Source organism: Mesorhizobium sophorae (assembly GCF_002270415.1).
Lineage (GTDB): Bacteria > Pseudomonadota > Alphaproteobacteria > Rhizobiales > Rhizobiaceae > Mesorhizobium > Mesorhizobium sophorae.
Window position 1 is genome coordinate 47,162 of record NZ_NNRI01000001.1, and the last position, 25,685, is coordinate 72,846.

The 25,685-nt window shown below is 59.9% G+C and carries 21 protein-coding genes; 6 read left to right on the top strand and 15 right to left on the bottom strand.

Annotation, left to right across the window (positions count from 1 at the left end; genetic code table 11):
* Positions 1-99 precede the first annotated feature (99 nt).
* The 10 genes from CGZ66_RS00210 to CGZ66_RS00260 all read right to left on the bottom strand — a co-directional run bounded on the left by CGZ66_RS00210 (position 100) and on the right by CGZ66_RS00260 (position 11,227).
* Positions 100-1,083, bottom strand: a complete 984-nt coding sequence (locus CGZ66_RS00210; protein WP_095080346.1) for a beta-ketoacyl-ACP synthase III — start codon at positions 1,081-1,083, stop codon at positions 100-102.
* On the bottom strand, positions 1,080-2,345 hold the full coding sequence (locus tag CGZ66_RS00215; RefSeq protein ID WP_095080347.1) for an adenosylmethionine--8-amino-7-oxononanoate transaminase: 1,266 nt from the start codon (positions 2,343-2,345) through the stop codon (positions 1,080-1,082). The genes CGZ66_RS00210 and CGZ66_RS00215 overlap by 4 nt, the downstream gene beginning before the upstream one ends.
* Entirely contained in the window at positions 2,345-2,980 is a 636-nt protein-coding gene (gene bioD, locus CGZ66_RS00220) for a dethiobiotin synthase (protein WP_095080348.1), read from the bottom strand. The genes CGZ66_RS00215 and bioD overlap by 1 nt, the downstream gene beginning before the upstream one ends.
* Positions 2,977-4,116, bottom strand: coding sequence for an 8-amino-7-oxononanoate synthase (locus CGZ66_RS00225; RefSeq protein ID WP_095080350.1), 1,140 nt, complete (start codon positions 4,114-4,116; stop codon positions 2,977-2,979). The genes bioD and CGZ66_RS00225 overlap by 4 nt, the downstream gene beginning before the upstream one ends.
* Complete coding sequence (bioB, locus tag CGZ66_RS00230; RefSeq protein WP_095081023.1) at positions 4,113-5,087, bottom strand: biotin synthase BioB; 975 nt, start codon at positions 5,085-5,087, stop codon at positions 4,113-4,115. The genes CGZ66_RS00225 and bioB overlap by 4 nt, the downstream gene beginning before the upstream one ends.
* Positions 5,088-5,210: 123 nt before the next feature.
* Positions 5,211-6,065 carry a carboxylating nicotinate-nucleotide diphosphorylase gene (nadC, locus tag CGZ66_RS00235; RefSeq protein WP_095080352.1) on the bottom strand — a complete coding sequence of 285 codons (855 nt, stop codon included), beginning with the start codon at positions 6,063-6,065 and terminating at the stop codon, positions 5,211-5,213.
* Positions 6,065-7,606, bottom strand: coding sequence for an L-aspartate oxidase (locus tag CGZ66_RS00240; protein WP_095080354.1), 1,542 nt, complete (start codon positions 7,604-7,606; stop codon positions 6,065-6,067). Before CGZ66_RS00240 ends, nadC begins: the two co-directional genes overlap by 1 nt.
* Entirely contained in the window at positions 7,603-8,565 is a 963-nt protein-coding gene (gene nadA, locus CGZ66_RS00245) for a quinolinate synthase NadA (protein WP_095080356.1), read from the bottom strand. The genes CGZ66_RS00240 and nadA overlap by 4 nt, the downstream gene beginning before the upstream one ends.
* A 68-nt stretch (positions 8,566-8,633) precedes the next feature.
* Positions 8,634-9,581: an NUDIX hydrolase gene (locus CGZ66_RS00250; RefSeq protein WP_245330944.1), complete on the bottom strand. Its 948-nt coding sequence runs from the start codon at positions 9,579-9,581 to the stop codon at positions 8,634-8,636.
* Between the two features lie 593 nt (positions 9,582-10,174).
* Complete coding sequence (locus CGZ66_RS00260) at positions 10,175-11,227, bottom strand: hypothetical protein (RefSeq protein WP_143748628.1); 1,053 nt, start codon at positions 11,225-11,227, stop codon at positions 10,175-10,177.
* A gap of 187 nt (positions 11,228-11,414) precedes the next feature.
* Here CGZ66_RS00260 and CGZ66_RS00265 point away from each other — a divergent pair, with 187 nt between their 5' ends.
* Positions 11,415-12,206 (top strand): class I SAM-dependent methyltransferase, encoded by a 792-nt coding sequence (locus tag CGZ66_RS00265; RefSeq protein WP_095080360.1) that lies wholly within the window; start codon positions 11,415-11,417, stop codon positions 12,204-12,206.
* Between the two features lie 60 nt (positions 12,207-12,266).
* Here the strand turns inward: CGZ66_RS00265 and CGZ66_RS00270 are convergent, their stop codons facing one another.
* Positions 12,267-12,959, bottom strand: a complete 693-nt coding sequence (locus CGZ66_RS00270) for a class I SAM-dependent methyltransferase (RefSeq protein WP_245330945.1) — start codon at positions 12,957-12,959, stop codon at positions 12,267-12,269.
* Positions 12,960-13,409: 450 nt separating this feature from the next.
* Between CGZ66_RS00270 and CGZ66_RS00275 the strand changes: the two genes are divergently transcribed.
* Together CGZ66_RS00275 and CGZ66_RS00280 are read left to right on the top strand one after the other, a co-directional pair.
* On the top strand, positions 13,410-14,846 hold the full coding sequence (locus tag CGZ66_RS00275; RefSeq protein WP_095080365.1) for an MBOAT family O-acyltransferase: 1,437 nt from the start codon (positions 13,410-13,412) through the stop codon (positions 14,844-14,846).
* A gap of 8 nt (positions 14,847-14,854) precedes the next feature.
* Complete coding sequence (locus CGZ66_RS00280) at positions 14,855-16,339, top strand: alginate O-acetyltransferase AlgX-related protein (RefSeq protein ID WP_167391929.1); 1,485 nt, start codon at positions 14,855-14,857, stop codon at positions 16,337-16,339.
* A gap of 14 nt (positions 16,340-16,353) precedes the next feature.
* Here CGZ66_RS00280 and CGZ66_RS00285 read toward each other — a convergent pair whose 3' ends face one another.
* The 3 genes from CGZ66_RS00285 to CGZ66_RS00295 are packed head-to-tail and all read right to left on the bottom strand — an operon-like array spanning position 16,354 to position 21,660.
* Complete coding sequence (locus CGZ66_RS00285) at positions 16,354-19,140, bottom strand: rhamnan synthesis F family protein (protein ID WP_167391930.1); 2,787 nt, start codon at positions 19,138-19,140, stop codon at positions 16,354-16,356.
* Between the two features lie 17 nt (positions 19,141-19,157).
* A complete protein-coding gene (locus tag CGZ66_RS00290) occupies positions 19,158-20,624 on the bottom strand; it encodes a class I SAM-dependent methyltransferase (RefSeq protein ID WP_095080371.1) in 1,467 nt (488 codons plus the stop codon).
* A gap of 28 nt (positions 20,625-20,652) precedes the next feature.
* On the bottom strand, positions 20,653-21,660 hold the full coding sequence (locus tag CGZ66_RS00295) for an NAD-dependent epimerase/dehydratase family protein (protein WP_095080373.1): 1,008 nt from the start codon (positions 21,658-21,660) through the stop codon (positions 20,653-20,655).
* A gap of 363 nt (positions 21,661-22,023) precedes the next feature.
* On the opposite strand from CGZ66_RS00295, the gene CGZ66_RS00300 reads away from it, so the two are divergent.
* From CGZ66_RS00300 to CGZ66_RS00310, 3 genes are all read left to right on the top strand, one after another.
* The gene (locus tag CGZ66_RS00300; protein WP_095080375.1) at positions 22,024-22,818 is read left to right on the top strand and encodes a class I SAM-dependent methyltransferase; all 795 of its coding nucleotides are present in this window, start codon (positions 22,024-22,026) and stop codon (positions 22,816-22,818) included.
* 11 nt (positions 22,819-22,829) lie between these two features.
* The gene (locus CGZ66_RS00305; RefSeq protein WP_167391931.1) at positions 22,830-23,990 is read left to right on the top strand and encodes an acyltransferase family protein; all 1,161 of its coding nucleotides are present in this window, start codon (positions 22,830-22,832) and stop codon (positions 23,988-23,990) included.
* Positions 23,991-24,228: 238 nt separating this feature from the next.
* Positions 24,229-24,783 carry an Lcl domain-containing protein gene (locus CGZ66_RS00310; protein WP_095080379.1) on the top strand — a complete coding sequence of 185 codons (555 nt, stop codon included), beginning with the start codon at positions 24,229-24,231 and terminating at the stop codon, positions 24,781-24,783.
* A 227-nt stretch (positions 24,784-25,010) separates the two neighbouring features.
* On the opposite strand, the gene CGZ66_RS00315 is transcribed toward CGZ66_RS00310, so the two are convergent.
* Positions 25,011-25,661 carry a hypothetical protein gene (locus tag CGZ66_RS00315; RefSeq protein WP_095080381.1) on the bottom strand — a complete coding sequence of 217 codons (651 nt, stop codon included), beginning with the start codon at positions 25,659-25,661 and terminating at the stop codon, positions 25,011-25,013.
* Between the last annotated feature and the right edge of the window lie 24 nt (positions 25,662-25,685).

A 25,685-nucleotide genomic window follows, 5' to 3' on the forward strand; every position in this document is an offset into this window, starting at 1 on the left:
CCAACGCGAGGTATTGTCCGCTTCGCACTCGCCATGACCCAAATGCCTTTGTCCTATCCACCAATCATGATCAGTCGGTTCGCGCTGTCGGTGGCTCAGCTAGATTCCGACGACCAGTGCACCGCCGCTGAGACCCGCACCCGCTGCCGCAAGGAGAATTTTCTCGCCCGCCCGGAATGGCTCGGTCAGATGGGCGAGCGACAGTGAGAGCGGGATCGTCGCGGCGGAAGAGTTGCCGTAGTCGGCGATTGTCTTGACGATTGCTTCATCTGCAATGCCGAGGCTCCTCCCGACCGCATCGAAGATGCGGGCATTGGCCTGGTGCGGCACGAACCGATCGATGTCCTGCGGCTGCGTTCGGGCTGAGGCGAGCGCGTCCTTTGAACATGCAGTCATCAGGTCCACGGCCCTGGCGAACACTTCGCGGCCGTCGGTCATCGTCATTCGGGTTTGCCCGAGATCCAGGCCACTTTGGAACGGGACGTTGCTTCCGCCCGCCGGGATCTGGATCAGCCCGTAGCGTGAGCCGTCGGAATCCACCGAGGCACCGAGAATGCCCCGATCAGGGTCCTCCCACGGACCGATCACCAGGGCGCCGGCGGCATCGGCGAAAAGGACCGAGCTTGCGCGCTCGGCCGGATTGATGCGACGGCTGAGGATGTTGGCGGCAATAACAAGGGTCGCCTTGCCATGCAGGCGGGTGAAGCCGTCCGCGAACATCAGGGCATAGATAAAGCCGGCGCAGGCGCCGGTCAGATCGATCGCACCCGCGCGTGTCAGTCCCAGCCGATGGGCGACCAGGGGTGCGCTCGGCGGCAGGAGGTGATCAGGCGTCGAGGTGGCGAGCAACAGCAGGCCGATGTCGCTTCGGTCAATAGCGGCGTTCGCCAGCGCCATCTCGCCAGCCTGCGTGGCAAGGCCGGACAGCGTATCTTCATCTGTCGCCCAGAAGCGCGAACGAATTCCGGTGCGCTGCTCGATCCAGCCTGGCTCGAGCCCGAGACGATCTTCGATCTCCGGATTCTCGACCTTGCGCGCCGGCGCATGATGGCCGAACCCGAGAATGCGCGACGACCTGCTCATGGCCCCGAACCGAAGCGTTCGCTGGCCTCCTCGATGGCGTCATAGAGACCGTCCAGTTCCTCGCTGGTGATGCAATAGGGCGGCAGAAGATAGAGGACATTGCCAAGCGGACGCACGAGCAGGCCGCGCTCGAGGAAAAAAGCCCGCAGTTTTGGCCCGATTTCGGCCAGATAGCCAGCGGAGCCGGTGCGCAGATCGAGAGCCGTGATCGTCCCGGTCGCCCGGCTGTCGGTGAAGCGAGGGTTATCGCGAAAGCGTTGAAGCCCGGCGGCCTGCTTTGCACTCAGGGCCGTGACCCGCTCGGCTACCGGCTCGTCGCGCCAGATCTCGACATTGGCAAGTGCGGCCGCGCAGGCAATCGGATTGGCGGTGTAGGAACTCGAGTGGAAAAAGGTCTTCTTGCGGTCGTCGGAAAAATGAGCCCGGAAGATGGCCTCGGTGGCAAGCGTCGCCGCCAGCGGGATGGCGCCTCCGGTCAAGCCCTTCGAGGTGCACAGGATGTCCGGAGAGATGGATGCCTGCTCGCAGGCGAACATGGTTCCGGTGCGGCCCCAGCCGGTCATCACCTCGTCGGCGATCAGCAGCGTGCCCGAAGCTTCGGCGATCTTCTTCAGTTCGGTCAGAACCGAGGCCGGATACATCAGCATACCGCCGGCGCCAAGCACCAACGGCTCGACGATCAGCGCGGCGGCGTGCCGGTCGCGGCTGACGGCCTCGAACCGATCAAGCGTCTCCTGCTCTCGCCCGACGGCCGGGAAGGGGATGGTGTCGACCTCGAACAGCAACGGCTCGTAGGCAGCGTTGAACACACCGCGGGCGCCGACGCTCATCGTGCCGATGGTGTCGCCATGATAGCTGTGCTCCATGACCACGATGCGCGAGCGCGGCGCGCCGATGTTGCGGAAATAGCCGAGCGCCATCTTCAGCGCGACCTCGACAGAGGTCGAGCCGCTGTCGGAGTAGAACACCCAGTCAAGGCCGGCCGGAGCGAGGCCGACAAGCGCCCTGGCCAGGCGTTCGGCCGGCTCGTGGGTGAAGCCGGCGAAGATGATCTGGTCGAGGCTCGCCGCGGTCGTCTCGATGGCCTTCATGATGTGGGGATGGCGGTGGCCGTGGGTGACGACCCACCAGGAGGAAATGGCATCCAGGATGCGCGTGCCGTCGGCCTTGTGGAGGTAGGCGCCGTCCGTCCGGACGATTTCAGGGATCGTCGGTTCGAGCGCGTGCTGTGTGAACGGATGCCAGACTTGAGATTGCGACATCACTCGCCTCCGGCGATCAAAGCAAGGTCGAAGCCGGCAACCATGGCATCTCTCAGTGTTTCACTCGTCAGAGGATCGATGTGCGGCAGTCTGCCAAGCTGGCGCACACCGCTGAACTCCACGATTGTTCTTTGCGTATCGGCCACCTCATCACCGATGAAGGCAATGCCGATGAGCGGGATGGAACGGGCCCTGAGCGCCTCGATCGACAGCAGGGTGTGGTTGATCGTGCCGAGCGTGGTACGGGCGCACAGGATGACCGGCATCCGCCATTGCGCGAATATGTCAATGAACCTTGTCTGTCGGTTGAGTGGCACCATCAGCCCGCCAGCGCCTTCGATGACAAGCGGACCCGGCAACGCTGGAAGCGAGAGCTTTGCCGCCTCGATCGCAACGCCGTCGATTTCCGCTGAACGATGCGGCGACAGCGGCGTTCTCAGACGGTAAACTTCCGGCAGGACGCGCCCGGCCGGCAAACCGGAAAGCCGGGCAACGACCTCACTGTCAGTCTCGTCGTCGAGTCCCGATTGCACCGGCTTCCAGTAGAAGCCGTCGAGCTGGCCGGCGAGCCCGGCCGAAAACACCGTCTTGCCGATGCCGGTATCCGTTCCGGTGATGACGATGCGCTTGGTCATGCCGAGGCCAACACCTCGACGAGCGCCTCGACCATGGCCGAAATGTCGGCTTCGTCGACGTTGAGCGTCAGCGAAATGCGCAGACGCGACGTGCCCTCGGGTACGGTCGGCGGACGAATGCCGCGTATGTCAAAGCCGCGTGCCTGGAGCGCTGTCGCCACCGCCATGGTGCGCCTGACGTCGCCGATGACAAAGGGCTGGATCTGCGAGCCGCTGGGTGCGACGCCGCAGCGCCCGGCCAATTGGCCACCCGCGAAGGCAACGCGCTCCTGCAACTGGACACGGCGCATCGGCTCATCGGACAGCATGGCAATCGCTTCGCGCGCCGCGACCGCCATCAGCGGCGACGGTGCGGTGGCGTAGATGAATGGCCGGCACCGGTTGACGAGATAGTCGCACAGCGTTCGTGGAGCGGTGACAAGCGCGCCCGACGCTCCGAGCGCCTTGCCGCAAGTGTGGAGTGCGATGATGTTGTCGCGGCCCTCGAAACCGGCGGCAAGGCCGCGGCCCTCCGGTCCCCAAACGCCGGTGGCATGCGCCTCGTCGACGACGATGAAGGCCTCGTGCCGATCGGCAAGCGCGACCAGGCTTTCCAGCGGCGCGCGGTCGCCATCCATGCTGTAGAGGCTTTCGACCACGATCCAGACGCGCCCGGTGCCGCCTTCGGCGCGCCAGCGCGTGATCGCATCCTCGATAGCATCGACGTCGTTGTGTGCGGCGAGCTTGAACTCAGCGCGGCCAGCGCGAGCCCCCTCATGCATGCTGGCATGGGCGAGTTCGTCGAGGACCAAAAGGTCGCCCTTCTGCGGCAGCGCGGTCAGGAGAGCGAAATTGGCGATGTAGCCGCTACCGAAGAACAGCGCGCGTTCAGCTCCGAAGAACACCGCCGCGGCCGCCTCCAGAGCCTCATGCTCCGGCGCGTTGCCGCGCAACAGCCGCGACCCGGTGGCGCCGACCGGCGTGCCCTGCGCGATCGCAGCCGCAACCGCGTCGCCTAGTCTTCTCGAAGCGGCAAGCCCGAGATAGTCGTTCGACGAGAAGTCGAGGCCGGCGCGCGGCGACAGCGTCCGCAGCCGGTCCTTGCGCGCCAGCCCCTGCAAGGTCGCGTCGTAGCGGGCAAGCGGTACCCCGCTCATTGCGTCTCGAGGTCCATCGGCTCGATGCCGAGACGCCGGAATAGAAGGCTGTCCTTGTCCTCACCGGGATTGTCCGCCGTCAGCAGCGTGTCGCCGACGAAGATCGAGTTGGCGCCGGCAAAGAAGCACAGCGCCTGCATCTCGTCGGTCATGGCGGTGCGGCCGGCCGAAAGCCGGACATGCGATTTCGGCATCATGATGCGCGCCAGTGCGATCACGCGCACGAATTCGATCGGCTCGATCGGCCTGGCGTCGGCAAGCGGGGTGCCGGCGATCGGGATCAGCATGTTGATCGGAACGCTTTGCGGATGTTCCGGCAGATTGGCCAGCGTCACCAGCATGTCGATCCGGTCCACCGGCTCTTCACCCATGCCGACAATACCGCCGCAGCAGACCTTGATGCCGGATTGGCGAACCTGTTCGAGCGTATCGAGCCGGTCGGCAAAGCTGCGCGTGCTGATGATCTCGCTGTAGTAGCGTTCCGACGTATCTATGTTGTGGTTGTAGTAGTCGAGACCAGCCTGTTTCAGACGAGTTGTCTGCTCGAGATCGAGCATGCCGAGTGTCATGCAGGTTTCCATGCCGAGCGCCTTGACCCCTTCGATCATAGCCACCACCGCATCCATGTCGCGCGCCTTGGGGTTTCGCCACGCGGCACCCATGCAATAGCGGGTGGCGCCGGCGTGGCGCGCCTTGGTTGCCTCGGCGATGACGCGCCTGACCTCCATCAGCTTCGACGCCTTCAGGCCGGTTTCGTGATGCGCCGACTGACTGCAATAGCCGCAATCCTCCGGGCATCCGCCTGTCTTGATGCTGAGAAGCCGGCTGAGCTGCACCTTGTTCGGATCGAAATTCTGACGGTGAACGGTCTGCGCTTGAAACAGCAGATCATTGAAAGGGGCATCATGCAGCGCCCGAGCCTCTTCAAGGGTCCACGTCCGGTCGCCGTCGAAGGATCGAGCCTCAGGCATGGTCTTTTCCGAAATCGCTGTATGCATTTCCATGCTGTTCCTTGCGTTGTGCGACACAGGCGCCTTTGAAATGGCGGACACGGTCGAAAGAAGCTGGGTAGGCTGGATGGTCAGCCCCGACGGTTAAGGCTCACGATAGTCGAGACCGATATCGAGGATCGGCGCGCTGTGAGTCAACCAGCCGATGGAAATCAAATCGATACCGGTTGCGGCAACGGCTGGCGCAATCGCGGCGGTGATCCTGCCCGACGCCTCGGTTGTGGCCCGGCCGGCAACCATGGCTACCGCCTGGCGAAGCTCGTCGACCGACATATTGTCGAGCAGCACGGCGTCGGGGGCCAGAGCAAGCACCTCTTCCAGCTGGGCCAGCGTATCGACCTCGACTTCGATCTTGACGAGATGGCCGGCGCTGCTTCGCGCCCGCTGGAGTGCCGTACGAATTCCACCGGCCATGGCAATGTGATTGTCCTTGATCAGGATCGCGTCGTCGAGGCCGAAGCGGTGATTGGAGCCGCCACCGGCGCGCACGGCATATTTTTCGACAGCCCGCAAGCCGGGGGTCGTCTTGCGCGTGCAGACGATCTTTGCGCCGTGGCCGCGAACCGCGGCGACGACCGACGCCGTCGCCGTGGCGATGCCACTCAAATGGCACAGGAAATTGAGCGCCGTCCGCTCCGCCGTGAGTATGGCCCGGGCCGGACCGCTCACCGATGCAATGGTCTCTCCCGGCGATACTTTACTACCGTCAGCCTGATGCACGGTCATTTCGACATTCTGGTCGATAAGCCGGAAGGCGAGCATCGCCAGATCGAGCCCAGCGACAGTTCCAGCCTGGCGTGCCGAAAGGACGGTCGTTGCCCAAAGGTCCTTCGGCACGATGGCATCGGTGGTCACGTCGCCGGCCCTGCCGAGGTCTTCGAGCAGAGCTGCACGCACAAGGGGTTCGAGCATGATTGCGGGAAGTGGTGAGAGGTTCATCACGCGACGCTTTCCAGCATTGGGGAGGATTCGAATTCCAGCGCTGCGGCAATGGCTGCGTCGAGCGTCATCTGGGAGCGGCGGGCCATGGCAACATCGTGGGGGAAGTCCGTCCGGAAATGAGCGCCGCGGCTTTCCCGGCGCAGCAAGGCGGCAACTGTGATCATCAGCCCGACGGCGGCGGGATCCGACGCCGTTTCGTGTCGCTGCGACAGCGCCAGCAGGGTCCGGGCAGCCTGCTTCAACCCCTTGCCGTCCCGCGTGACGCCGAGGGCATGTGACAGGAGGGGGCGCACAGGCCCTGGATCTGGCGCGGGCAGGTCAGAGGCCATCGCTGGCTTTCCGCGGTGCTCAGGCGAAGCGGCTACACTCTCGGCAACCCAGCGCGCGCAAACGATGGCTTCGGTCAGCGAGTTGCTGGCAAGCCGGTTGGCCCCGTGCAGGCCGGTCGAGGCAACCTCTCCGCAAGCCCAAAGTCCCGGAATTGATGTGCGCCCGGCCAGATCCACGGCGACACCACCCATGTGATAGTGTTGGGCCGGCCGGATAGGGATGAGATCCCGCGCCGCATCGATACCGGCCTTGCCGCAGGCCGAAGCGATCGTTGGAAATTGCCGTGCGAACATCGCGCCTGGCTTTTCGCGCGCATCGAGGAAGACGCGATGGCCGTCGGCAAGATGCCGCCAGACGGCGCGCGCAACGATGTCGCGCGGTGCGAGTTCCGCCCCGGGCACGCCATCGAGGAAACGCCGGCCTGTCTCGTCAACGATTGTCGCGCCTTCGCCGCGAACCGCCTCGCTGATCAGCGGCATCGGACGGCAGGGCCCGTCAAGCGCGGTCGGGTGGAACTGGATGAACTCGAGGTCGGCAAAAATTGCACCGGCGCGTGCGGCGAGTGCCAGGCCTTGTCCGCAACTGCCGAGCGGGTTTGTCGTGTCGTGGAACAGGCCGCCGATTCCGCCTGTGGCGAGAACGACCCGTCCTGTGGCGACGAACACCGGGCCTGTCGAACAACTTGCCAGCACGCCGGCGATCCTGCCATCCTCCACGACCAGCCGGCGCGCTTCGATGCCCTCGACGACCACAATCGACGGCGTGGAGCGCACGGCGGCGACAAGGGCGCGCATAATCTCGCGACCGCTGCCGTCACCCCCGGCATGAACGATGCGCCGCCGGCCATGCGCGGCCTCCAGCCCGAGACGTAGCGCGCCTTCGGGTGTCCGATCGAAGCGAACTCCAAGGCGCGACAGATCCTCGATCGCGGCGGGCGCCGCGTACACGATGCGCCTTGCTGCTTCCGCATCGCAAAGGCCGTCGCCTGCGGCGAGCGTATCGGCAAGATGGAGCGCCGGTTTATCATCGTCGCCCAGGCTGGCGGCAAGTCCACCCTGTGCCCACGCACTCGACGCATCCGCGCCAAGCGGCGATCTCGACAGCAGAAGCACCTGCTCCGGCGCCATGTGCAACGCGGTCATCAATCCGGCTATGCCGCCGCCGATGATGACCGGCCGGTTGGCGAGATTGCGGACGTCCATGCTCATACCGCCAGCATCCGCTCGACGGCCAGACGCGCGCGCCAGGCGATCTCGGGCTCGATGGTTACCACATGGCGGTTCTGCTCGAGCGCCGTACGGATGTTGGCGAGCGTTATCCGCTTCATGTGCGGGCACAGATTGCAGGGCCGGATGAACTCGACCTCGGGATGGTCGACCGCGACATTGTCGCTCATCGAACATTCCGTCATCAGCACGACGCGGGGCGGTTTTTGCAGCCCGACATAGTCGGACATGGCAGCGGTCGAGCCGGAGAAATCTGCCTCTGCCACCACGTCGGGCGGACATTCGGGATGGGCAAGTACCGTCACACCGGGATGGTCCTCGCGCAGCTGCCGGATATCGGCTGGCGTGAAGCGCTCATGCACCTCGCAATGCCCTTTCCAGGCGATGATCTGCACGTCGGTCTGGGTGGCGATGTTCTGGGCCAGATACTCGTCCGGCAGCATGATCACCCGGGGAACCCCCAGGGACTCGACGATGGCTTTGGCGTTGCCGGAGGTGCAGCAGATGTCGGACTCTGCTTTTACCTCGACCGAGGTGTTGACATAGGTGACGACCGGCACACCGGGATAGCGCTGCCGAAGCAGGCGGACATCCTCGGCGGTAATCGAGTCGGCCAGAGAACAGCCCGCCCGCAGGTCGGGAATGAGCACGGTCTTTTGCGGATTGAGCAGCTTCGCCGTCTCGGCCATGAAATGCACCCCGGCGAGCACGATGACATCGGCTTCGGCCGTCATCGCCTTGCGCGCAAGCGCCAGGCTATCGCCGACGATGTCGGCCACACAGTGGAAGATCTCCGGCGTCTGGTAGTTATGCGCCAGGATGACGGCATTTCGCTGCCGCTTCAGATCGAGAATGGCGTCGATATCAACCGCAAATGCCGGCCATTCGATGGGCGGAATGACTCGCCGTACCCGGTCGTAGAGTGCGGAGCTCAGCGTCATTCTTGTCCCTCACATATGCTCGTTTTGAGTATATATAGGGCATATGCTTATATGGAGCATAAGCAAAGTCAAGCACGCGAAAGTGGCAATTTCGTCCCTGCGACCGCCCGCTCGGCCAGAACGCCGTGCCGGAAGCGAAACAGCTTAGCCGGTCGGCCGCCAGTGTCGGTTGTTGATGATCCGGTCTCTTCGACAAGTTCCTGCTGCTCTACCAGCCGCCTGAAATTCTGCTTGTGGACGAGCCGACCGGCGAGCGCCTCGACGCTGCGCTGGAGTTGCAGGAGCGTGAAGACCGACGGCATGAGTTCGAAGACGACGGGACGATATTTGATCTTGGCGCGCAACCTGGCGATGCCGGTGGCCAGGATACGGCGGTGATCGGCCGCCATTGCAAGGCCGAAGGCCGATAGAGTGCGGTTTTCGCCTTGGCGGCGATGCGCTTCCCCGACAAGGGCCGCTTCGTAGAGCAACTCGTAGCGTTGCAGCACCAGTTCCTCATTCCAGCCATTACCATCAAGACCGAAGGCGATCGCCGCTCGCTGCCAGCGGTCATCGTGCGTAGGGCGATCGTCGGCGCCATCCGCCCAGGCCTTCAGGTGCGGAACGATCACGTCCGGCAATGCAGGGGGAACACCTGCACGGTGATCTTCCCAGGGGAAATAGTCGTACCAGTTGCGCCAGGCGGCTTTGTCGGCGGGTGCCGCCTGCTCCTCCCGGGTCAGCGCCAGGTAGCTGATGGAAACCACGCGTTGCGCGCTCCCGTTTGCTGTCCTGTCGCGATCGGCGAAAGTGTAGAGCTGCTCGATATAGCCCAAGGGGTGGCGTGTCTGGTGTTCGACCCAATCTCTTAGCCCCGACTGCAGCGAACGATGTCCAAGTTCGAATGGGCCGGAAGGCAGGGATTGACCTCGCTCTATGGTCATGACGCGCGGCTGGCCAATCGTCACCGCAACCAGCACCGCAATCAGTTCCGCCGCAATAGAATGCCGTTGGCCGCTTTCTGCGGACTGCCTCACAATATCTCCCGCCTCATTTTTGCGTAGTCCTCGATCATGGTGCGCTGGCAATTGTCTGCCCTACGGCCAAGGGTTTGATTCTGACCGTGAACCGGGCCGTGGCGGCAGTCAACGTTTCAACCCAGGCACCAGGCGGGGTTGGATAGGCATCGGTCCAGGCACCCAGCGAAGGACGGTACACTGCCGCCGACTGGATATGGTTCACGAGCTACTGGCCAAGCATGCCAAACGCGAAATCCACACGTGACCCAGCCGCTCATCGAGCTACTTAGCGAGTCAGCCAGATTCGCACGAGAAACATCGGGATGGGTTTCGGCAAGCATCCACAAAAGTCTCGATGGAACGCGAGTCGTCAACTATGCGCAAAGCGCAAGCGATGGTGCCGCTGCCGCCAAGCGTTGCCCCGCTAGTCACCGACGTCAGGCCTGCCGCGCCGGTCTGGTCGCCATTGACGAGCAACGTGCCGCTGCCGACATTGGTCGCCCCGCCATGCCCAGCTAGGCGGCTCAATTTCACAACGCCACCGTCTTTATTCACGTTGCCGCCAACCTACCAACAGCGCGACCGCTAGCGCAAAGAAGCTCGACCGAATTTCAGGTCGATGTCTCGATATGCCCAAAGCCGGCGCCCTCCCGTTCTGCCAGTCTGATGATTTCGGCGAATCTGGCGTCGTCGATCTGTCCGGCCATGCACACGCCGTCCGTATGCCATCCGGGCCGTGACATTTCCTCAAATTCAGGATCCCGCAGCCGGTCGGCCAGCCTGCGATTGGAAACGAGATAAGCGTCTTCAAATTGTCTTACGACATACGCCGGCAACCCAAACGGCGGCCCTGGCAGGTGTCGTTGAAGAGCCAAAAGCGCTTCTGACATCGGTGGCAGACCCCGCTCGTTGAGCATTCGCGCAACCTCGGTCATTTCGGCGTTAAGGCTCCGGTTCGCATGAATTTCCTGCACCTGATCGGTCGTTTCGATGCAAATACCCAGCCGCACCTTGAACGCGCTCAGCAGCGAACGCGGGCTATAGTTGATCATCCGCATGGCGGCATCGGGAAATGCGCCGGTCCAGCTCTCATAGAGGCAATTCCAGTCAAGATGGGGATGATATTCGGCGCCGTCTACAATATCGCTGCGCCCGAGCGACTTGATGTCCTGCGCGTAGCCGCTAGCCGACAGGATGTCCTGCCGCCTCAGGACACAGACGATCATGACGATGTCCACATTCTCCTGCCTGAAATATTCCGCCACATGCAGCGGCTCGCAGATATGAAAGTATTCTGACGATATGATCGACACCAGATCGGGGTCGGACGCGAACAGCGTCTCCTTCTCGTCAGGAAGGTTGGCGAGACCCCTGATATCGTCCAGGGCGCGCCGCGATACGTTCTGGACCAGGCTTGCGGCGACTTGATGGGAGGCCATGTCAGGAGCGACGTAGAAGCCGGCCGGTCGCAGGACAACACTGTTGTATCGGAGCCAGTTCTGCAGGAACGTGGTTCCAGTCTTGGCGAGGCCGATATGAAGGATTGCCCTGGGCATGAGTGCCAGCTCTATGGAGGACTTGTTCACTCTTCCTACGCCTAGTCGGCCCGGTTGAGCAACGGTCGATGCTGCCTGTCCGTTCTCGCGCTCCGCTTTGACCGACAAGCGATTTCCGCAGGGCTGGGATGACCCGAACTCGCCGCGACGCAAATTCGTGTCGGAGCTCCTCCACGTCAGGCATGCGGCACAAACGCGACCTAAAAGGCAGGCTGCAGATTGTTTAATTGTCTCCAGATTGTAAGTTGGTGGCAGGCGGCTTGTGGGTTGGCGGCGGACGGCTCAGAGAGAATCGATGTCAGATATCGATATTGCCGGCATACTGGCAGAGCATGAACCACTCGCCGGGTCGATCGCCGAAGCGAAAAAGGTCGCCTATGAGATCAGCAAGGATGACATGCTGCTCGATTTCTTCGTCCGGGCCGTGTTTCCGACAGATCACCGAAAAGCGATCGAAGCCTATTTCACAGGGGGAGAAGATTGCGCCAAACGCTTCGCCAACCTTTGCCGCGAGCACCTTTCATCTGGTCCAGCCAGCGTCCTTGAGTTCGCGTCGGGTTATGGCCGCGTCGCGCGTTATGCGATGCACGTTCTGCCGGACGCAGCATGGGTTTCCAGCGACGTTCACCCAAATGCCGTCGAATTTCTATCAAACAAGATCGGCGTCAGGGCACACCTCTCGTCGACAAAACCGGAGGACTGGAGCATCGACGACGAGTTTGATGTTGTCTTCGCCCTATCGTTTTTTTCGCACATGCCAGACGCCACCTTCGCGCCGTGGCTTTCTCGCGTTCTCACGGCGGTGAAGCCAGGGGGTATCTTGATTTTCACAACGCACGGAGCCGTCACTCTCCGAAACATGAGAGCCGGGGGTTTGCCTGCGCAATTTGATGGCACCGGATTCTATTGGAACTCGAAAAGCGATCAGCGCGATCTGGACGCTCGCGACTATGGAACAAGCGCCGTTTCCCTTGGTTATGTTCAAAAAGCAGTGTCCGACGTCGAAGGGGTCGAGTTGATCCGCTTCCAGCAGGCGTTTTGGTGGGGGCACCAAGACCTTTATGTCGTCCGCAAGCTCGATCAATAAACTTGCTGTACGAACGATATGTCGCATGAGGAAAGCGACAATACGAACTTTGAAGTAATACTACGCAGTAAATAGTTTTTTGCGAGCAGTTATTGCTGTGGCGTCTGGATATGAAACCGTATTTATGTTGACCGACGCGAACCCGGCTCGAATTGGAAATGTCCAAGCGTCGGCCCCAAACTCGGTGTGCACCATGAAGTCATACCCCCCTTGGTTCGAATCCCCATGGTAACTTGGCGGAAGCCCTTCTCTGTCGCGCGTCAAACGACCGACAATCGTTGGGACAGTATAACACAAGCATCCATCATCTGAGAGAACGCGCCCGCATTCCCTGAGAGCTTCAATCGGAAATGGCACGTGTTCCAGCGTATCGGAATGAACGACGAGATCAAACTGGTCGTCCTCATAGGGCATGGACTGCATATCGACCGAGGGGTAGTCGGCACGGATATACAGTGGGAGAACCGAAAGTGTCTCAGACAATGACGAGCCGTTGATATCGAGAATGCGGAGACGGCGCGCTTCACTTGTATTGACAAACTCGACCAAAGTGTTGGGGGTGGAGACGGCTTCGCGAATTGCATTGGCTAAAGCAATCCCCCTTAGATTTGAGCCGCAATGCGTGCATTGCGTGCCTTGCTGCCGGTCGATATAGGCAACCTCGGCGGACGATAAATTCCACTCAGCGATCAGCCGAGGCCAAAGAACTTTGCTGTCCCGAAACTCATCATTCCCGCAAACTGTGCACGCCAACAAAGGAATCCTCCATAAGGCACATACTCAGGGCATTCGCGCAGAGGGCCAGACGCATAATAGTAGCAGTTTGCCGCTGGACCAGGCTATCGCCATCATGCACAGCGTGGTTTCGAAACTCTCCAATTGTCTGAGGTGTGGTTCATGCCGCGGGATAGGTGTAGGTGGTGACCGTGCCCGCGGCATCCGTGCTGTCGAATCCAATGGTGGTTCGGCACGAAATCGCCATGCACTGCGCCAGCAAATCAATTATTTTCTTGCTGCGGTGGACCTGATTCCGCTCAGCCTGGGTTATCGCGAGGCAACTCTCAAGCGGCGCCGGCCAACTTGCCGAACTCAATTCACAGATAGCCCGTCGTCACAGGGGAGCGCGGCGCTGGTTCGAGAAGGAATTCAGGCCAAGTCCTGCGTATTGACTTCAATCCATCCATTTGCGATCCGGAAGGACAAATGGGCGAAACCGATCGGCGCGCAATGGTATTTTCCGACCAAGCATTTCTCTTCCTTTACCTGCCGATCACGCTCTTGCTAGGTTCGATCCTTAATCGAACGAGATTATTCTCGCCATTTATCTTTCTATCAAGCCTGATATTCTTCTACTGGTCTTCTGGCCTTTACGTTATGCTGCTGCTCTTCAGCATTGTGCTGAATTTCGCGGGCGCGATCGCGGTGGAGCGCTACCATCACAAACTAGTGGTCACCGCCGTCGTCACACTGAACGTGTTGGTCCTCTGTTATTACAAGTATACGGCCTTCCTTCTTGGCTCTGTCGGATTTTTCGGGTCCGAGAGTCTGCAACACTTCGCGCAAACCATCATTCTCCCGATAGGGATCTCGTTTTTCACGTTCCAGGGCATCTCCTATGTGATCGACGTGTGGCGTGGCGAGGTAAAGGCTGAGCGCAACTTGGTGTTGTTTGGCGCCTACAAGACCTTCTTCCCGCAGCTGATTGCCGGCCCGATCGTACGCTATCGGGACGTCGAGAAGGACTTCCACCATCCTGATCTCAATGCGGATATCTTTGCGGCAGGGGCCGGTCGGTTCATGGTCGGCCTTTGCAAAAAGGTCCTTATCGCGGACAGCGTCGCGGGCGTCGCGGACGCGTCCTTTGCCCTTGCCGGCGGGGAGCAAACCTTTGCCTCCTCCTGGCTCGGGGCAATCGCCTATTCGATCCAGATCTATTTCGACTTTTCGGGCTATTCGGACATGGCGATCGGCCTCGCCATGATGTTCGGAATCCGGTTCAAGGAGAACTTCAACCACCCCTACGCCGCGTCTACGATCACCGAGTTTTGGCGTCGCTGGCACATCTCGCTGTCGAGCTGGTTCCGCGACTACCTCTATATCCCTCTGGGCGGAAACAGGGCGGGCCTAGTGCGAACTTACGCAAACCTGATGATCGTGTTCCTTGCGACCGGGATATGGCATGGGGCGGCATGGACGTTCGTCCTGTGGGGCGCATACCATGGAATTTTTCTTATTGCGGAACGCCTGATCCTTGGAGGAAGGGCGTTTTCATCACAGGTCGTTCGGATGATCTACTTCTTTCCCGTCGTGATTTTCGGATGGGTCCTGTTCCGCGCAAACGACCTGTCGGTCTTCGCCAGCCATGCACGCGCCATGCTGTTGCCGCTGGCAGACGGGGCGTTCGGGCTGCCCGGATCGATGGACCTCGCGCTTTCGCCCCAGGGCAAAGTCGCTATGCTGTTGGCCTGCCTCCTCATAGTCATCCAGGGGCAGGTAAGGCCCTTGGGTGTGGTCGTAGCCGGGGCAGCGGGCAGTGCCGCGTGCTTCGCCCGGCTTGTCTTCGTCAGCGTCGCAGCAGTCATCTGCGCGATATACATCGTACCTCAGGCCTTCTCACCGTTCCTCTATTTCAGGTTCTGAGTATGAAATTGGCGAATCTCGCAACCATCGGAGCCTTCGCAGTCTTTCTCGCTGCGCCCGTCGGCAGCCTCGTAACGATGGGACTCGACCCGGCCGCCGAAAGAGCGATCACCTTGACCGAACTCACGTCGGCAAAACTGCTGACGCCAAATGACGAGAAGTACCGGAACGACGTAGCCAGAAGGCTTGTCAGCAATTCTCCAGTCGGAATGGACGCCATCCGCGCGAAGAATGCCCTGGATGTCAAAGTGTTCGGCTTCGTCAATACATCCCAAGTCATCTCCGGCGCAGATGGATGGCTGTTTTACAAGCCTGGGTTCCAGAACGGCGCATGTATGTCAGAGCACGATATTGGCGTCATGCTGGGGCATGTTGAAGCGCTGCGAATGATTGCGAAGGGGATCGGCATAGACTTTCGTATGTCGGTCTCACCAGACAAGGAGGTTGTGTATCCCGAGAAACTTGGGCCTGCCGCGGCGGCCGCTGCCGGCTGCAAGATCCTTTCATCGCGTTTGTGGCGCCGCATCGCAAAGACCAGCAAATCTAGCATAATAGACCATTTCGATGTGATGGGTCACGACGTAACCGATGACCTGCTCTACTTCAGAACGGATACCCACTGGAACGAGCTTGGGAAACTCAAAGCCGTCAGGCAACTCGTCTTCGAGTTGACCGGCAGAAAAGTGGACGGCCCGATCCTCGCAAGCGGGCAAGTCATGCACGCCACCGACATGCCAAACAGGCTGCTGAGAATCGACCACGAGGAAGCCGAAAAAACTTATGACGACTACGTATCTCGAACATTTCCTGATGATAGCAATCAAAGGATCGCAGATACGTTTATACTTCACGACTCATTTTATGGCGTAAGCTATGATTTGTTAAAGCATGTCTTCCTGAATCCCCTTTTTTTATCCTACGGGAACGAGAATATCGAACTGGAAGTTCGCAATGCATTGGCGAAATCCCCCAAGCATGTCCTGGTGAACACCGTCGAGCGGAACATGCTGTCCAAAATTCTCCACGGCGAGGTGTCCTGGACAGGGGTGCTCGGCAAGGCGTTCCTGGACGCCAACGCAAAGGCCGCCGGCGGGTGCAAAATGGCGGACGCTGCGAAAGATGGGCTGAAATTCGAGAACCTGAGCAAACAGCCGTCGGGCGATTTCACTGCGGTAGTCGATCCCCAGATCCTCGTGCGATTGGCAGAGCATGGCAGGCCTTGCGTGCGGATCTCGTTCGAAACTGCTGTAAGACAGAACACCTATGTCTATTTACCGATCAAAGACCAGGTCAATCAGAACGGGCCATACTTCGAAGGGTTCTCGTTGATGCTCACTGACGCGCCGGGAGCGCGCGACTTCTGGCTTGTACTGCCGGAGGATTTTGCCGGCATGACGCTGAGGGTTGATCCGATCTACTCCACCGGAACGCTATCCCACCTCAGAATACAAACCGGGGCACTCCCCTCATTCTCGCCTGCATCGAACATATGAGCACGCCTCGCCTGTTACCAACTCGTGCCGGGCGCGCGCAAACCAGCGGTTTCGAATCCGGCCTTGCGCGCAACAAACGGCATCAAGCGCTCGATCGCGTGGAGGACGGTGCCGTCATAAGGAACGGGCTCCGATGGGTAATCGTTCCAATCGAGACCCAGTTCGCGTAGCGGAAGCAACACGCTTGGACGGCACCAGAACATGGTTCCCAGCGGAAAATCGAAAAAGTCCGCCAGCGGCATGGCGATGCCCATCCGTCTCGCCAAATCTTCAGCGATCTCCCTGTTGTCGTTCCAGCCGACGAGGTGTGGATCCTCCGCCATCAAAAGACCTATCGCCGGTTTCGATGCGAAGACCTCTGCAGCGAGATCGAGCATCGCGTGTTCGCCACCAACCAGGTTCTCCCAAAGGAAGTGGCGCCATGCCTCACCCATAGCCGCGTCCGTGCCCACGCTCCTCTTGGCGTGCACATGGCCGATCAGGTCGTAGCGGCCATCAAGCAGCCGTGGCAGGAATTCAGTAAGAAGCGGTCCGACATCGCGCCCCCTGTTGGGAACGATTGCCATTTCAACGGACCCGTGGTGGTCGTCAAACACGGCTCGAAGATGTCTGGCTTTGGCGTCGGTGTCCGTGGACAGGAACAGATCGCAGCGCGTGCGGTTACGCTTGAGCCGGAAGGCCAGATCATCAGCCAGATCTTCATAGTAAAAATGGGCATGAAGGGCCACACGCTGCTCCGACGGTCGGTAAGTGCTGTTGACGGGATTGAAAACGTCCCGCGACCAGGGGCCGGGGGCGCGCCCGGCGCGGAGCCAGTGGGCTAGGGGATGGGCTTTTCCCGGTCCGCACTCGTCTGGATTGGCTTGTGCATAGCTTTGCGGATTGAAGCCTGCACAAGGACGGCGGAACTGTGGGTTGGCTGTCGAATCGGCCGAAAGGCCCATGATGCTCCATTGCTGGAGCGTGCGCCGCCCAGCTTCCAACTCGGCAATTGGCGCGGTACCTGGAGGAAGAACCATTTCGAGATCGACAGCAGCGGCCGCCATCAGGGTGGCAAGGTCCTCGTCATGAAGTGCTGCCGCAGATGTTTTGCCCCACTCATCGATTTGTTGAACATAGGCACCCATGTTGTAGGCCGCACATCCTACTCGCGCCACTTCCGCTCCCAAGGCCTTTGCCTTGTCGCGGTCGTCTGCCAGCCCGCACAAGATGGCGGCTGCGGCATGGGTATCGAGGTGAGGTGCAATGAGAGGACGTGTTGCAGCGTCGGCCCCTAAGATTTCCGCCGTTCCACAGGCTCCCTGGAAGCACACGGTCGGTATCCCACGGACAACCGTATCGATGGCCACGTTTGGCTGCGGATCAAGGCGGGAACTGAGAAAGAAGGCGTCTGCAACGGCATATGCGGGCTCCAAATCCGATACCGGATCAAGCATCACCAGGCTATCTGCCAGATCCGACTGGGCTATCTGGTAGGCGAGATACGCGGAGTAGCCACTGTCATTTTCCGGATCGTACCCATCACCGATCCAGACAAATCGAAAGCGAACATCCGGTCGCAGTCGTTTCGCCGTGGCGGCAGCGCTTATGAAAAGATCAACGCCTTTACGAATGTGCACCATGCCGGCGCCAAGCACGAGAAAGGAAGCTTCCTCACCTTCGGGCCGCAAACGAAGCAGGAACTCGTCGCGTTTTTTGTCAGCCGGCTCATCGGCTGAGGACGCTGGCGGCGGATCGCTGCGCCCCTGAGCCATGATATGAATTCCGGGGCGCCTTTCGAGGCCAGGAAAGGCATCGTACGAAGACTGCGCGACGATCTCGGCTGGAAATACGACATGCTGCGCCCAGTCATAAACATTACGCATCTTGGCTACGGGGCGCGTATAGGCGGCAAACTCATGCACTAAAGCGACGCTCGGCACTCCACAAGACGCCAAGGCAGGCACCATGATCTGCGTTTCTATGCTGTTGGCGATGGCATAAAGTGGCCTGAATTCCTCTGTGATCCGCTTGGCCAGCCGGGCCGCGTCCACAGGGTTCCAGTCCTCCCATGTCAACGGACCGACGGACGAGGCGGCAATGGCGATGAAGTCGCTTTCCAGTTCTCCACCGCGCATCATCAGGGAAACCAGCGTTGCCCCTTTCGCGAGTTCCCGGGCAAGGTTCCAGCCCAGCATCGGCGCGCCGGTCCTCGAAACCTCATGCGAAATCAGAAGCACAACCGGCTTTTCGGACTGCGGCAAGGGCGAAAACTCTAGCCTGTCGACGACGGAAACTCCTCGCCGACCTTCGCGCCTGCCATCGTGCTGGTAATGCAGTAAAGGCGAAACCCCGACGCTCGTGACGTCTGGATAACGCTCCCGATAATAAGCCGAATCAAAAAGAGGCGATGCGCGCCAGCCCATCGGCTCGCCGACCACTGCATAGTGTAATGCTGGGTCCATACCGGCGGGCAAACGGTCGGCGTAAAATTCAGCATCGAAACACGGCGACCGTCGGAAGGCTGCGGCAAGTTCTTCGGCTTCATATTTGTTCGCGGGCAGCGGTTCTCCCAGAGCCGAAAGTTCCAGCCAGACATAAGCAGGCGGCTTGAACATCCCTGCCGTCTCGTAGAAGGGACGCAAGAAATCGCCGTTGAATCGCGCATTTGGCTCCAATCCAATCCGCCAGCCGATTTCGGCATAGTGCCCCAGTGGATCCCGCAGTTCCGGCCGGCCAAGGGAGGAGCGATAATAGTCGGCATCTACGAACCCCGTCATTTCCAGCAAAGCGACGAATTCACGGCGAATTTCATCAGCCATTACGCTCTCGCGACTATTCATGGTGTGCGTCCCGGTCCAAGGACACGATTACGGACAAAGGTGCGGAGGGGGCGAGGAAAGAGCCGCGACGCGCCAAGGATCCCAAAGCGTCTTAGAATGGCCTCGAGGCGGTGGCGCAGGCCCAAGTAGCGTTGCTCCCATTCGGCAGCCTTGCGCTCCAACTCCGCAATCCGGCCTTCGCATTCAGCATTTCGCTGTCGCAGTTCCTTGGCCTCGAAATCTTGTCTGAGACGCGATTCAGTGAGGAGGTTTGCGTGGCCCCGGAACGACGTTCTCAACATGTCCCGCTGCACGCCTGCAACGGCAAGTTCGGAGCTTACTTGCGTCAACTCGGATCGCAGTTCGTCAATGACACTACGGTTTCCCGACTGAACCAAAGCCAAAGCGGCTTCCGCATTCTGGGCCCGTTCGACTTGAGCTTTGATGGTTTCACTAGCCGTTTCTATTTCGCGGCGGAAACCGGAAGCCAGTAACTCCGTCTGCTCCATGTGACTGCGAAGCTCAGCCTGAGCGGCATGGCTTCCAGACTGGGCCAATGCCAAAGCGGCTTCCGCTTTTTCGGCCCGTTCGACTTGAGCTTTGATGGTTTCACCAGCGGTTTCAATTTCGCGGCGGAGACCAGAAGCCAGCAATTCCGTCTGCTCCACGTGATTGCGAAGCTCCCCGTGAGCGGCAGCGGCACTCGCTGCTCGCGCCAGGATTTCACCGATCTCGCTTGTTTCGATGAACAACGAATTGGGAATAGTTGGAAGTCCTGATTGGGACGCAATCGCAATATTGTAAGGCGGTCGAGGCAAGCCATGACTGACCTCGTAATGCGTCTCTCCTCGTCGCTCGAACGTTAGCGTTCTCGATATTCCAGCCTCGTCGTCTGCGATAAGCGTTGATCCGAGCAGCGGTCTTTGAAGGAGTATCAAGACATTGCGGAATGCCCCCTTCAGAAGGGCCTCGAACTCCACACGCGAGAGCTCGTGCACATGATAGGGATTGGCAGGGCTTCCGAGTGGGGAATAGACGTCTCGTTCAGGAGACGAAAGGACGAGAAAACCGGTTGGCCGCAAAACGCGCTGAACCTCTGCGACAAACAGATCATGTTCAAAAAAATGTTCAAGCGTTTCGAACGATACGACCACGTCGACACTCGCATCTCCCAAAGGCAACTTGCGAGCGTCTCCTTGCTGATAGCGAAGGTTGGGAGCGACATAGCTCCCCTGGGCGTGCGCTACCGCCTCCTCGGACAACTCGATGCCAACAACCGATCGCGCGACCTGGGCCAGGAGAGCGGAGCCGTAGCCCTCGCCTGAGGCGACATCGACAACATCAAGGTCGCGGCAAAGAGCCCGGGCGAGAAAATAGCGATGAAGGTGCTCGATCTCCACCTGACCCGCCGTAGCGGTTGTCAACTGTTCGCCGGTCCACTCTAATGCTTGCCGCGGCAGGACCCGTTCGAATATCTCTCCCATTTGATTGTCGCCAATTCCTCTCACTGGTCTAATGTGCGGCGCCACTTACCGCTGACCTGTCACGATGCGCTACGCTACCACCAAGATCCGCGAGTGTTTGGCTCAAGCCTTCAGAAAATGAGAGAGTAGGTCGCCACCCCAGTGCCTCCCGAATGAGCGAAATATCGAGCACGCTCACAGGAACATCGAATTTCCGACCGCGCTCATAGCGAACGTCCAGTCTTTGGGAGAGTTTTGACTCAAGTTCGGCAATGACACCGTTAAGGCTGACGCCCTCACCACTACCGATGTTGAAAACCTGATGGCCGTCGAGCGGTGCTGCGCGTGCCAGTGCGACCAAGCCTGCTGCGGCATCGGAAATATGGATGAAATCACGTACGACTTCGCCATTTCCCCAGACGATTATCGGCCGTTGCGACAATGCGTGGTGCAGGAACGTCGTTACCACACCCTGGCCTCTTGCCAAATTCTGCCCTGCTCCAAAAGGATTGGCCAGACGCGCCACACGACAATCGAGCCCGTAAAGAGCTCGATAGGTTCCCAGATACAGTTCAACAGCGGCTTTACCAGCACCGTAGGCAGTGATCGGGTTTAAACGGTGATCTTCATGCACCGGAACGCGCAGCAGTTTGCCATAAACCGTACCGCCGGACGAAGCGAAGATCAGCCTTGGCGCCTGCGCCCCTTTTTTGCGAAGCGCATCCAGCAAACCCAGCGTCGGCGCGACATTGGTCGACAGATCAAGGGTGGGATCGTTGTTGGCGCTGGCGGGGACGGATGACCATGCATAATGGTGAATGACGGTGACCCCGTCGATCAAGCTATCCCATTGCGCATTGGCAAGATCGAAACTGCGCCATGCGACTCGCTCGTCAAGTGCAGGAGTAAATGTCGGCTTCGAAAGTGAGCGCCCGGCTAAAACGACCTCACACCCGCTTTGCACCAGGATTGCAGCAACATGTCGGCCAATGAAGCCGCTTCCACCGAGAATCAGATGTCGTTCGACGATGTCCGATTTTTCTGTTTTTGATGACATCCGGATATGCTCGGCCGCTCCCGAATATGGTTAACTGCGGTTGTGGGAATCAGAATGGCGAACCGCAATTCCCAAGTAGGTCCGTACTCTGACTTCGCGAGTGCGTCAAAGCTTATCGGGTCGACGGAAGGATGTGTTGCTATTGCGCTCAGCATTTGTTCGGCTGGGTCGTAGATGACAAATTTTGCCGCCTACACGCAGAGCGTGCGCCGGGGCGGAAGCACCGGATTAAGTGCATCGCCTGTACCGCCCTCGCGGGAAGGTTGTTCATGGTTTACTTGTTCATAATTTACTAACGTAGATGCTGGGTGTTTCGCGTGCTATGCCATCAGCGGATATGGAGAGCGGCGATTTCGCGCCAAGATGAAAAACCTCGACCGACAGGACCGTGCTGCTTTCAGCGGCTTCGCTGCGACACTGCATGAAATGGTGTCGCTGAACCTCCATGAGAGCGACGGGATGTTTCAAGGGAACGGCCGGCACTACCTAACCTGCGGGGGATCAGCGCTGAACGTTATCGCGGCGGCGGTCGGCCTGGCTGGAATAGAGCCAAAAAAAATCCTCGATTTCGGGGCTGGTGCCGGACGCGTCACCCGTTGGCTGCGGGCTGCGTACGGCAGCGCCGAGATTTCGGCGACAGACACGCGCGCTGAGGATCTCGAATTCTGTGCCCGCGAGTTTGGTGCGCGGACGTGGCTGTCTGGCACCGATGTGGACGGCCTCGACGCTCCCTCGCGGTACGACCTGATCTGGGTCGGTTCGGTTTTGACGCACCTGCCCGCGAACATATCCGAGCGTCTGGTCAGGAAGCTGCTTTCATGGCTGCGATCAGACGGCGTCCTTATCGTCAGCCTGCATGGGCGTTTTGTCCATTTCCGAGGCCCCCAGTTCAACTACTATGGCGTCGCCTCTGGGTGGGAGGAAATCGAGAGGCAGTATCTTACGGAAGGCTATGGCTACGCCGACTATCCTGGTCAGGACGCATATGGGATCTCGCTCTCGAAGCCAAGTTGGGCCACTTCGCTGGCGGAACGGCTGGAGGGCACTCGCCTGGTCCTGATGAGTGAACGAGCGTGGGATAACCATCATGATATTCTCGCACTGCAAAATCGACCGGTGACCGCGCCGCTGTCCGTTCGAACCAGCCAGGCAATTTGATGCGAGCGAGTATGGGCGGACAAACACATCCGAAGGCGTTGATTTTTCCGCTCACTGGACTGCGGTTCTTCGCCGCTTTTGCCATTGTACTCCATCACATCCAGGGGAGTTTCGGTGTATCGCCGACTGCGTTTCAAGGCTGGAACCTCGCCAATGGCGTCACCGTTTTCTTTGTTTTGTCAGGGTTCGTACTGACCTATTCCTATCCTGCTCTCAATGAACCGGGCGAAACACGTCAGTTCTATATCGGCAGAATTGCCAGGATTTTTCCGGCTCATCTGGTGACGTTGCTGGCGGCAGTCGCGTTGGGCGTGCCATTTGCGGCTCCGTATTTCCTCGCAAATGCCTTGTTGCTGCAAAGCTGGTTTCCAACCGGCGAGTATTTTTTCAGCTATAATGCGGTCAGCTGGAGCATCTCCACCGAGATGAGTTTTTATCTCGTTTTCCCGTTTCTGATCCGCAATTTCGAATCGACATGGCCTTGGAAACTCGCCGCATGCTTTGTCGCATCTTCCGCGATGGGTCTCCTTGCCTGGCAACTCGGACTGCCTTTTTACAGTGGCGGAAAAGATGCCGTCATCCAGGGCATCGTGATGGTCAACCCGGTCGCAAGGGTCTTCGAATTCTGCCTCGGCATGACGGCGGCGTTGCTGTGGACGCGCTTCCGCGACCGTCTTGCCCATCTTCGCTTTGGCACATGGGCGGCGGTCGAGTTGATCGGCGTCCTGCTGCTAATTTGGGGATCCGGCTGGATCAACGCGATCCTGCAGCCCTTCATGCGCTCTGGTGCTATGCAGTATTGGACGGCCCAGACACTTTCCCCTGTCGTTCCGGCGGCCTTGCTGCTCATTATTCTCGCATCGAGCACCGGGCCGTTGGCGAAGGTGCTCGCCTGCCGCCCGGTGAGGTTCCTTGGCGAGATTTCGTTCGCCATTTACCTGACGCACCAACTCGTCATCAGGTTTTTTGTCATGCACCCACAGATCTTGGAAGGGGTGTCGCAGCGGACGGCGATTGGGGTCTTTCTGATTACGGTTCTCGCCGCATCAACCGCACTGCATCTGGCCGAGGTTCCAGCCAGAAGGATGATTGTGGGATTGTTCGGTCGCACCCTAAGGACGAACGCCGTGACCGTCGACGACCATTCTTTGATCAACCAGAGCCAAACTTAGAGTAGGCAGAGAAGTCGAGCCGATCAGATTCTTGATTTTTCGTAATTGGGTTGGGGTAGTGGCTGCGCCGTTGTTCGTTGTGATTTAATTTAAATTAGTAGCCAGCGGGCTGGCATCTGCCTGGAAAGTTGACGCATCGGGAAGTGATAGGACTTTCCATTGTTCGTCGCTTCAAGTATACTTATCCGGTTGCCATATCGAACGCCCGTCATGATGCCAAACCAGCGAGGAGGAAGGCATGTTTCGGATCGCGTCTCTTGCGACTTTCAACGCTGCGCTTGCCCTTTTCGCCATGGTGTCAGTGCCGCCATCCCAGGCCGAACCATGTGGCACCGTCCACAAACTGACCCGCCAGCCGCTGAATGACCAGACTTTCTGGCTGCTCGCTGAACATGAGGGCAAGGCCTTCGTCGACCAGCGCACATGCCTTGTCGCCAGGCTGGACAGGGTTGATCAGCCGCTCACGCTGAGCGATGCGATGGGGCACTGTGCTACCCTCGGACAAGGCGGTCCGAACGGTGACATGGGCTGGCAGCTTCCGACGATGGCGGAACTGACGAGCCTCGATTCGGCGGACTGGCCTAGGCAGCACGACGCGTTCGCGGAATACAAGCTGCCGCCGCTCGCGCGCAGCGAAACCGATTATTGGACCCGCACTGAATGGCCGGGGGCGGCAGGCTCCTTCGCAGTCGTCACGTTCAGCGCGCGCACGACTGTGGTGCATCCGCTTGAAGCGACCAAGAAGGCCGGGGTATGGTGCGTCTTCGGGGTGCCGGCCACAGGCGTGGAGTAGACACTCTTACGCCAAGTCTCCCTCGGGCAACCAAGTCTCCTTCAGGCATCAGACAATCGTCGCTGCGGCGCACGCAACGGGCGCCTGGCGCTCGACACCCAAATCATGACGGGGCCCCAGCTTTCGCGATGCGATGCCTGGCTGCTCAGCAGCCAGGCCGTGGGACAGAGCGACCGTCCGGCTTGCGTTCACCGGCGCGGCCATTGTGCCTGCTACGTCCTAGCCGCCTACCGCAGATCCAGCTGCAGCAGGCCGCTATAGTCCTCCGTCGTCAGGAAGAAGCCCTCGTCGATCGCCTTGGCCTTGAAAGCAGAATCGTCGCCCAGGTCCCGGAATTCCGGCTTCAATGTGCCTGACGCGTTGAAGTAGCGATCGCGAAAGGCCGCCCGGTCAAGCTCGGCATAGTCTCCGATCTTGCCTGAGACGGTGCAGGATTTCAATTCGCTTTGGTCGGCCGCCTCCGCAGGAAACGACGTCCTCGCGAAGTCCATCGGCCCGATGTCGGGCGCGATGCCCCTGGGATTTGAGGTGACGCATCGGACGGTCGTATCCCCGCTTGCGACAGACAGGTCGAAATAGGGCGGATTCAATCCCTTCGCCGCGAGGTAGGCGAAGCTGCGGATGCGGTTGACCGCCTTCAACGCTCCCACGTCTGTAGTTTCGAGCATGTCATTGCCGATTTTCACCCCGCCGGCGGCGCCGAGCGCAGCCATCTGTTGCTGCAGCCAAGCCGGATCGCGGTGGATCCATGCCAGGAAATCGAGCGGCACGGCCTGTGGTTCCTTGAGCTGCTTGCTCATGGATTGCGCCGTCGCCGCTGCCGCAAACATGAGCACGGAACCGGCAAGGATCGCCGTAAGCTTCGGGAGTCGTCGCATGTCAAAGTCTCCATACTTGGTCGC

Excerpts from the sequence above, each read along its gene's own strand:
- CGZ66_RS00210 (WP_095080346.1), bottom strand. The coding sequence starts at position 1,083 with ATGAGCAGGTCGTCGCGCATTCTCGGGTTCGGCCATCATGCGCCGGCG.
- CGZ66_RS00215 (WP_095080347.1), bottom strand. The coding sequence starts at position 2,345 with ATGTCGCAATCTCAAGTCTGGCATCCGTTCACACAGCACGCGCTCGAA.
- bioD (WP_095080348.1), bottom strand. The coding sequence starts at position 2,980 with ATGACCAAGCGCATCGTCATCACCGGAACGGATACCGGCATCGGCAAG.
- CGZ66_RS00225 (WP_095080350.1), bottom strand. The coding sequence starts at position 4,116 with ATGAGCGGGGTACCGCTTGCCCGCTACGACGCGACCTTGCAGGGGCTG.
- bioB (WP_095081023.1), bottom strand. The coding sequence starts at position 5,087 with ATGCCTGAGGCTCGATCCTTCGACGGCGACCGGACGTGGACCCTTGAA.
- nadC (WP_095080352.1), bottom strand. The coding sequence starts at position 6,065 with ATGAACCTCTCACCACTTCCCGCAATCATGCTCGAACCCCTTGTGCGT.
- CGZ66_RS00240 (WP_095080354.1), bottom strand. The coding sequence starts at position 7,606 with ATGAGCATGGACGTCCGCAATCTCGCCAACCGGCCGGTCATCATCGGC.
- nadA (WP_095080356.1), bottom strand. The coding sequence starts at position 8,565 with ATGACGCTGAGCTCCGCACTCTACGACCGGGTACGGCGAGTCATTCCG.
- CGZ66_RS00265 (WP_095080360.1), top strand. The coding sequence starts at position 11,415 with ATGTCAGATATCGATATTGCCGGCATACTGGCAGAGCATGAACCACTC.
- CGZ66_RS00275 (WP_095080365.1), top strand. The coding sequence starts at position 13,410 with ATGGGCGAAACCGATCGGCGCGCAATGGTATTTTCCGACCAAGCATTT.
- CGZ66_RS00285 (WP_167391930.1), bottom strand. The coding sequence starts at position 19,140 with ATGGCTGATGAAATTCGCCGTGAATTCGTCGCTTTGCTGGAAATGACG.
- CGZ66_RS00290 (WP_095080371.1), bottom strand. The coding sequence starts at position 20,624 with ATGGGAGAGATATTCGAACGGGTCCTGCCGCGGCAAGCATTAGAGTGG.
- CGZ66_RS00295 (WP_095080373.1), bottom strand. The coding sequence starts at position 21,660 with ATGTCATCAAAAACAGAAAAATCGGACATCGTCGAACGACATCTGATT.
- CGZ66_RS00300 (WP_095080375.1), top strand. The coding sequence starts at position 22,024 with ATGAAAAACCTCGACCGACAGGACCGTGCTGCTTTCAGCGGCTTCGCT.
- CGZ66_RS00305 (WP_167391931.1), top strand. The coding sequence starts at position 22,830 with ATGGGCGGACAAACACATCCGAAGGCGTTGATTTTTCCGCTCACTGGA.
- CGZ66_RS00310 (WP_095080379.1), top strand. The coding sequence starts at position 24,229 with ATGTTTCGGATCGCGTCTCTTGCGACTTTCAACGCTGCGCTTGCCCTT.
- CGZ66_RS00315 (WP_095080381.1), bottom strand. The coding sequence starts at position 25,661 with ATGCGACGACTCCCGAAGCTTACGGCGATCCTTGCCGGTTCCGTGCTC.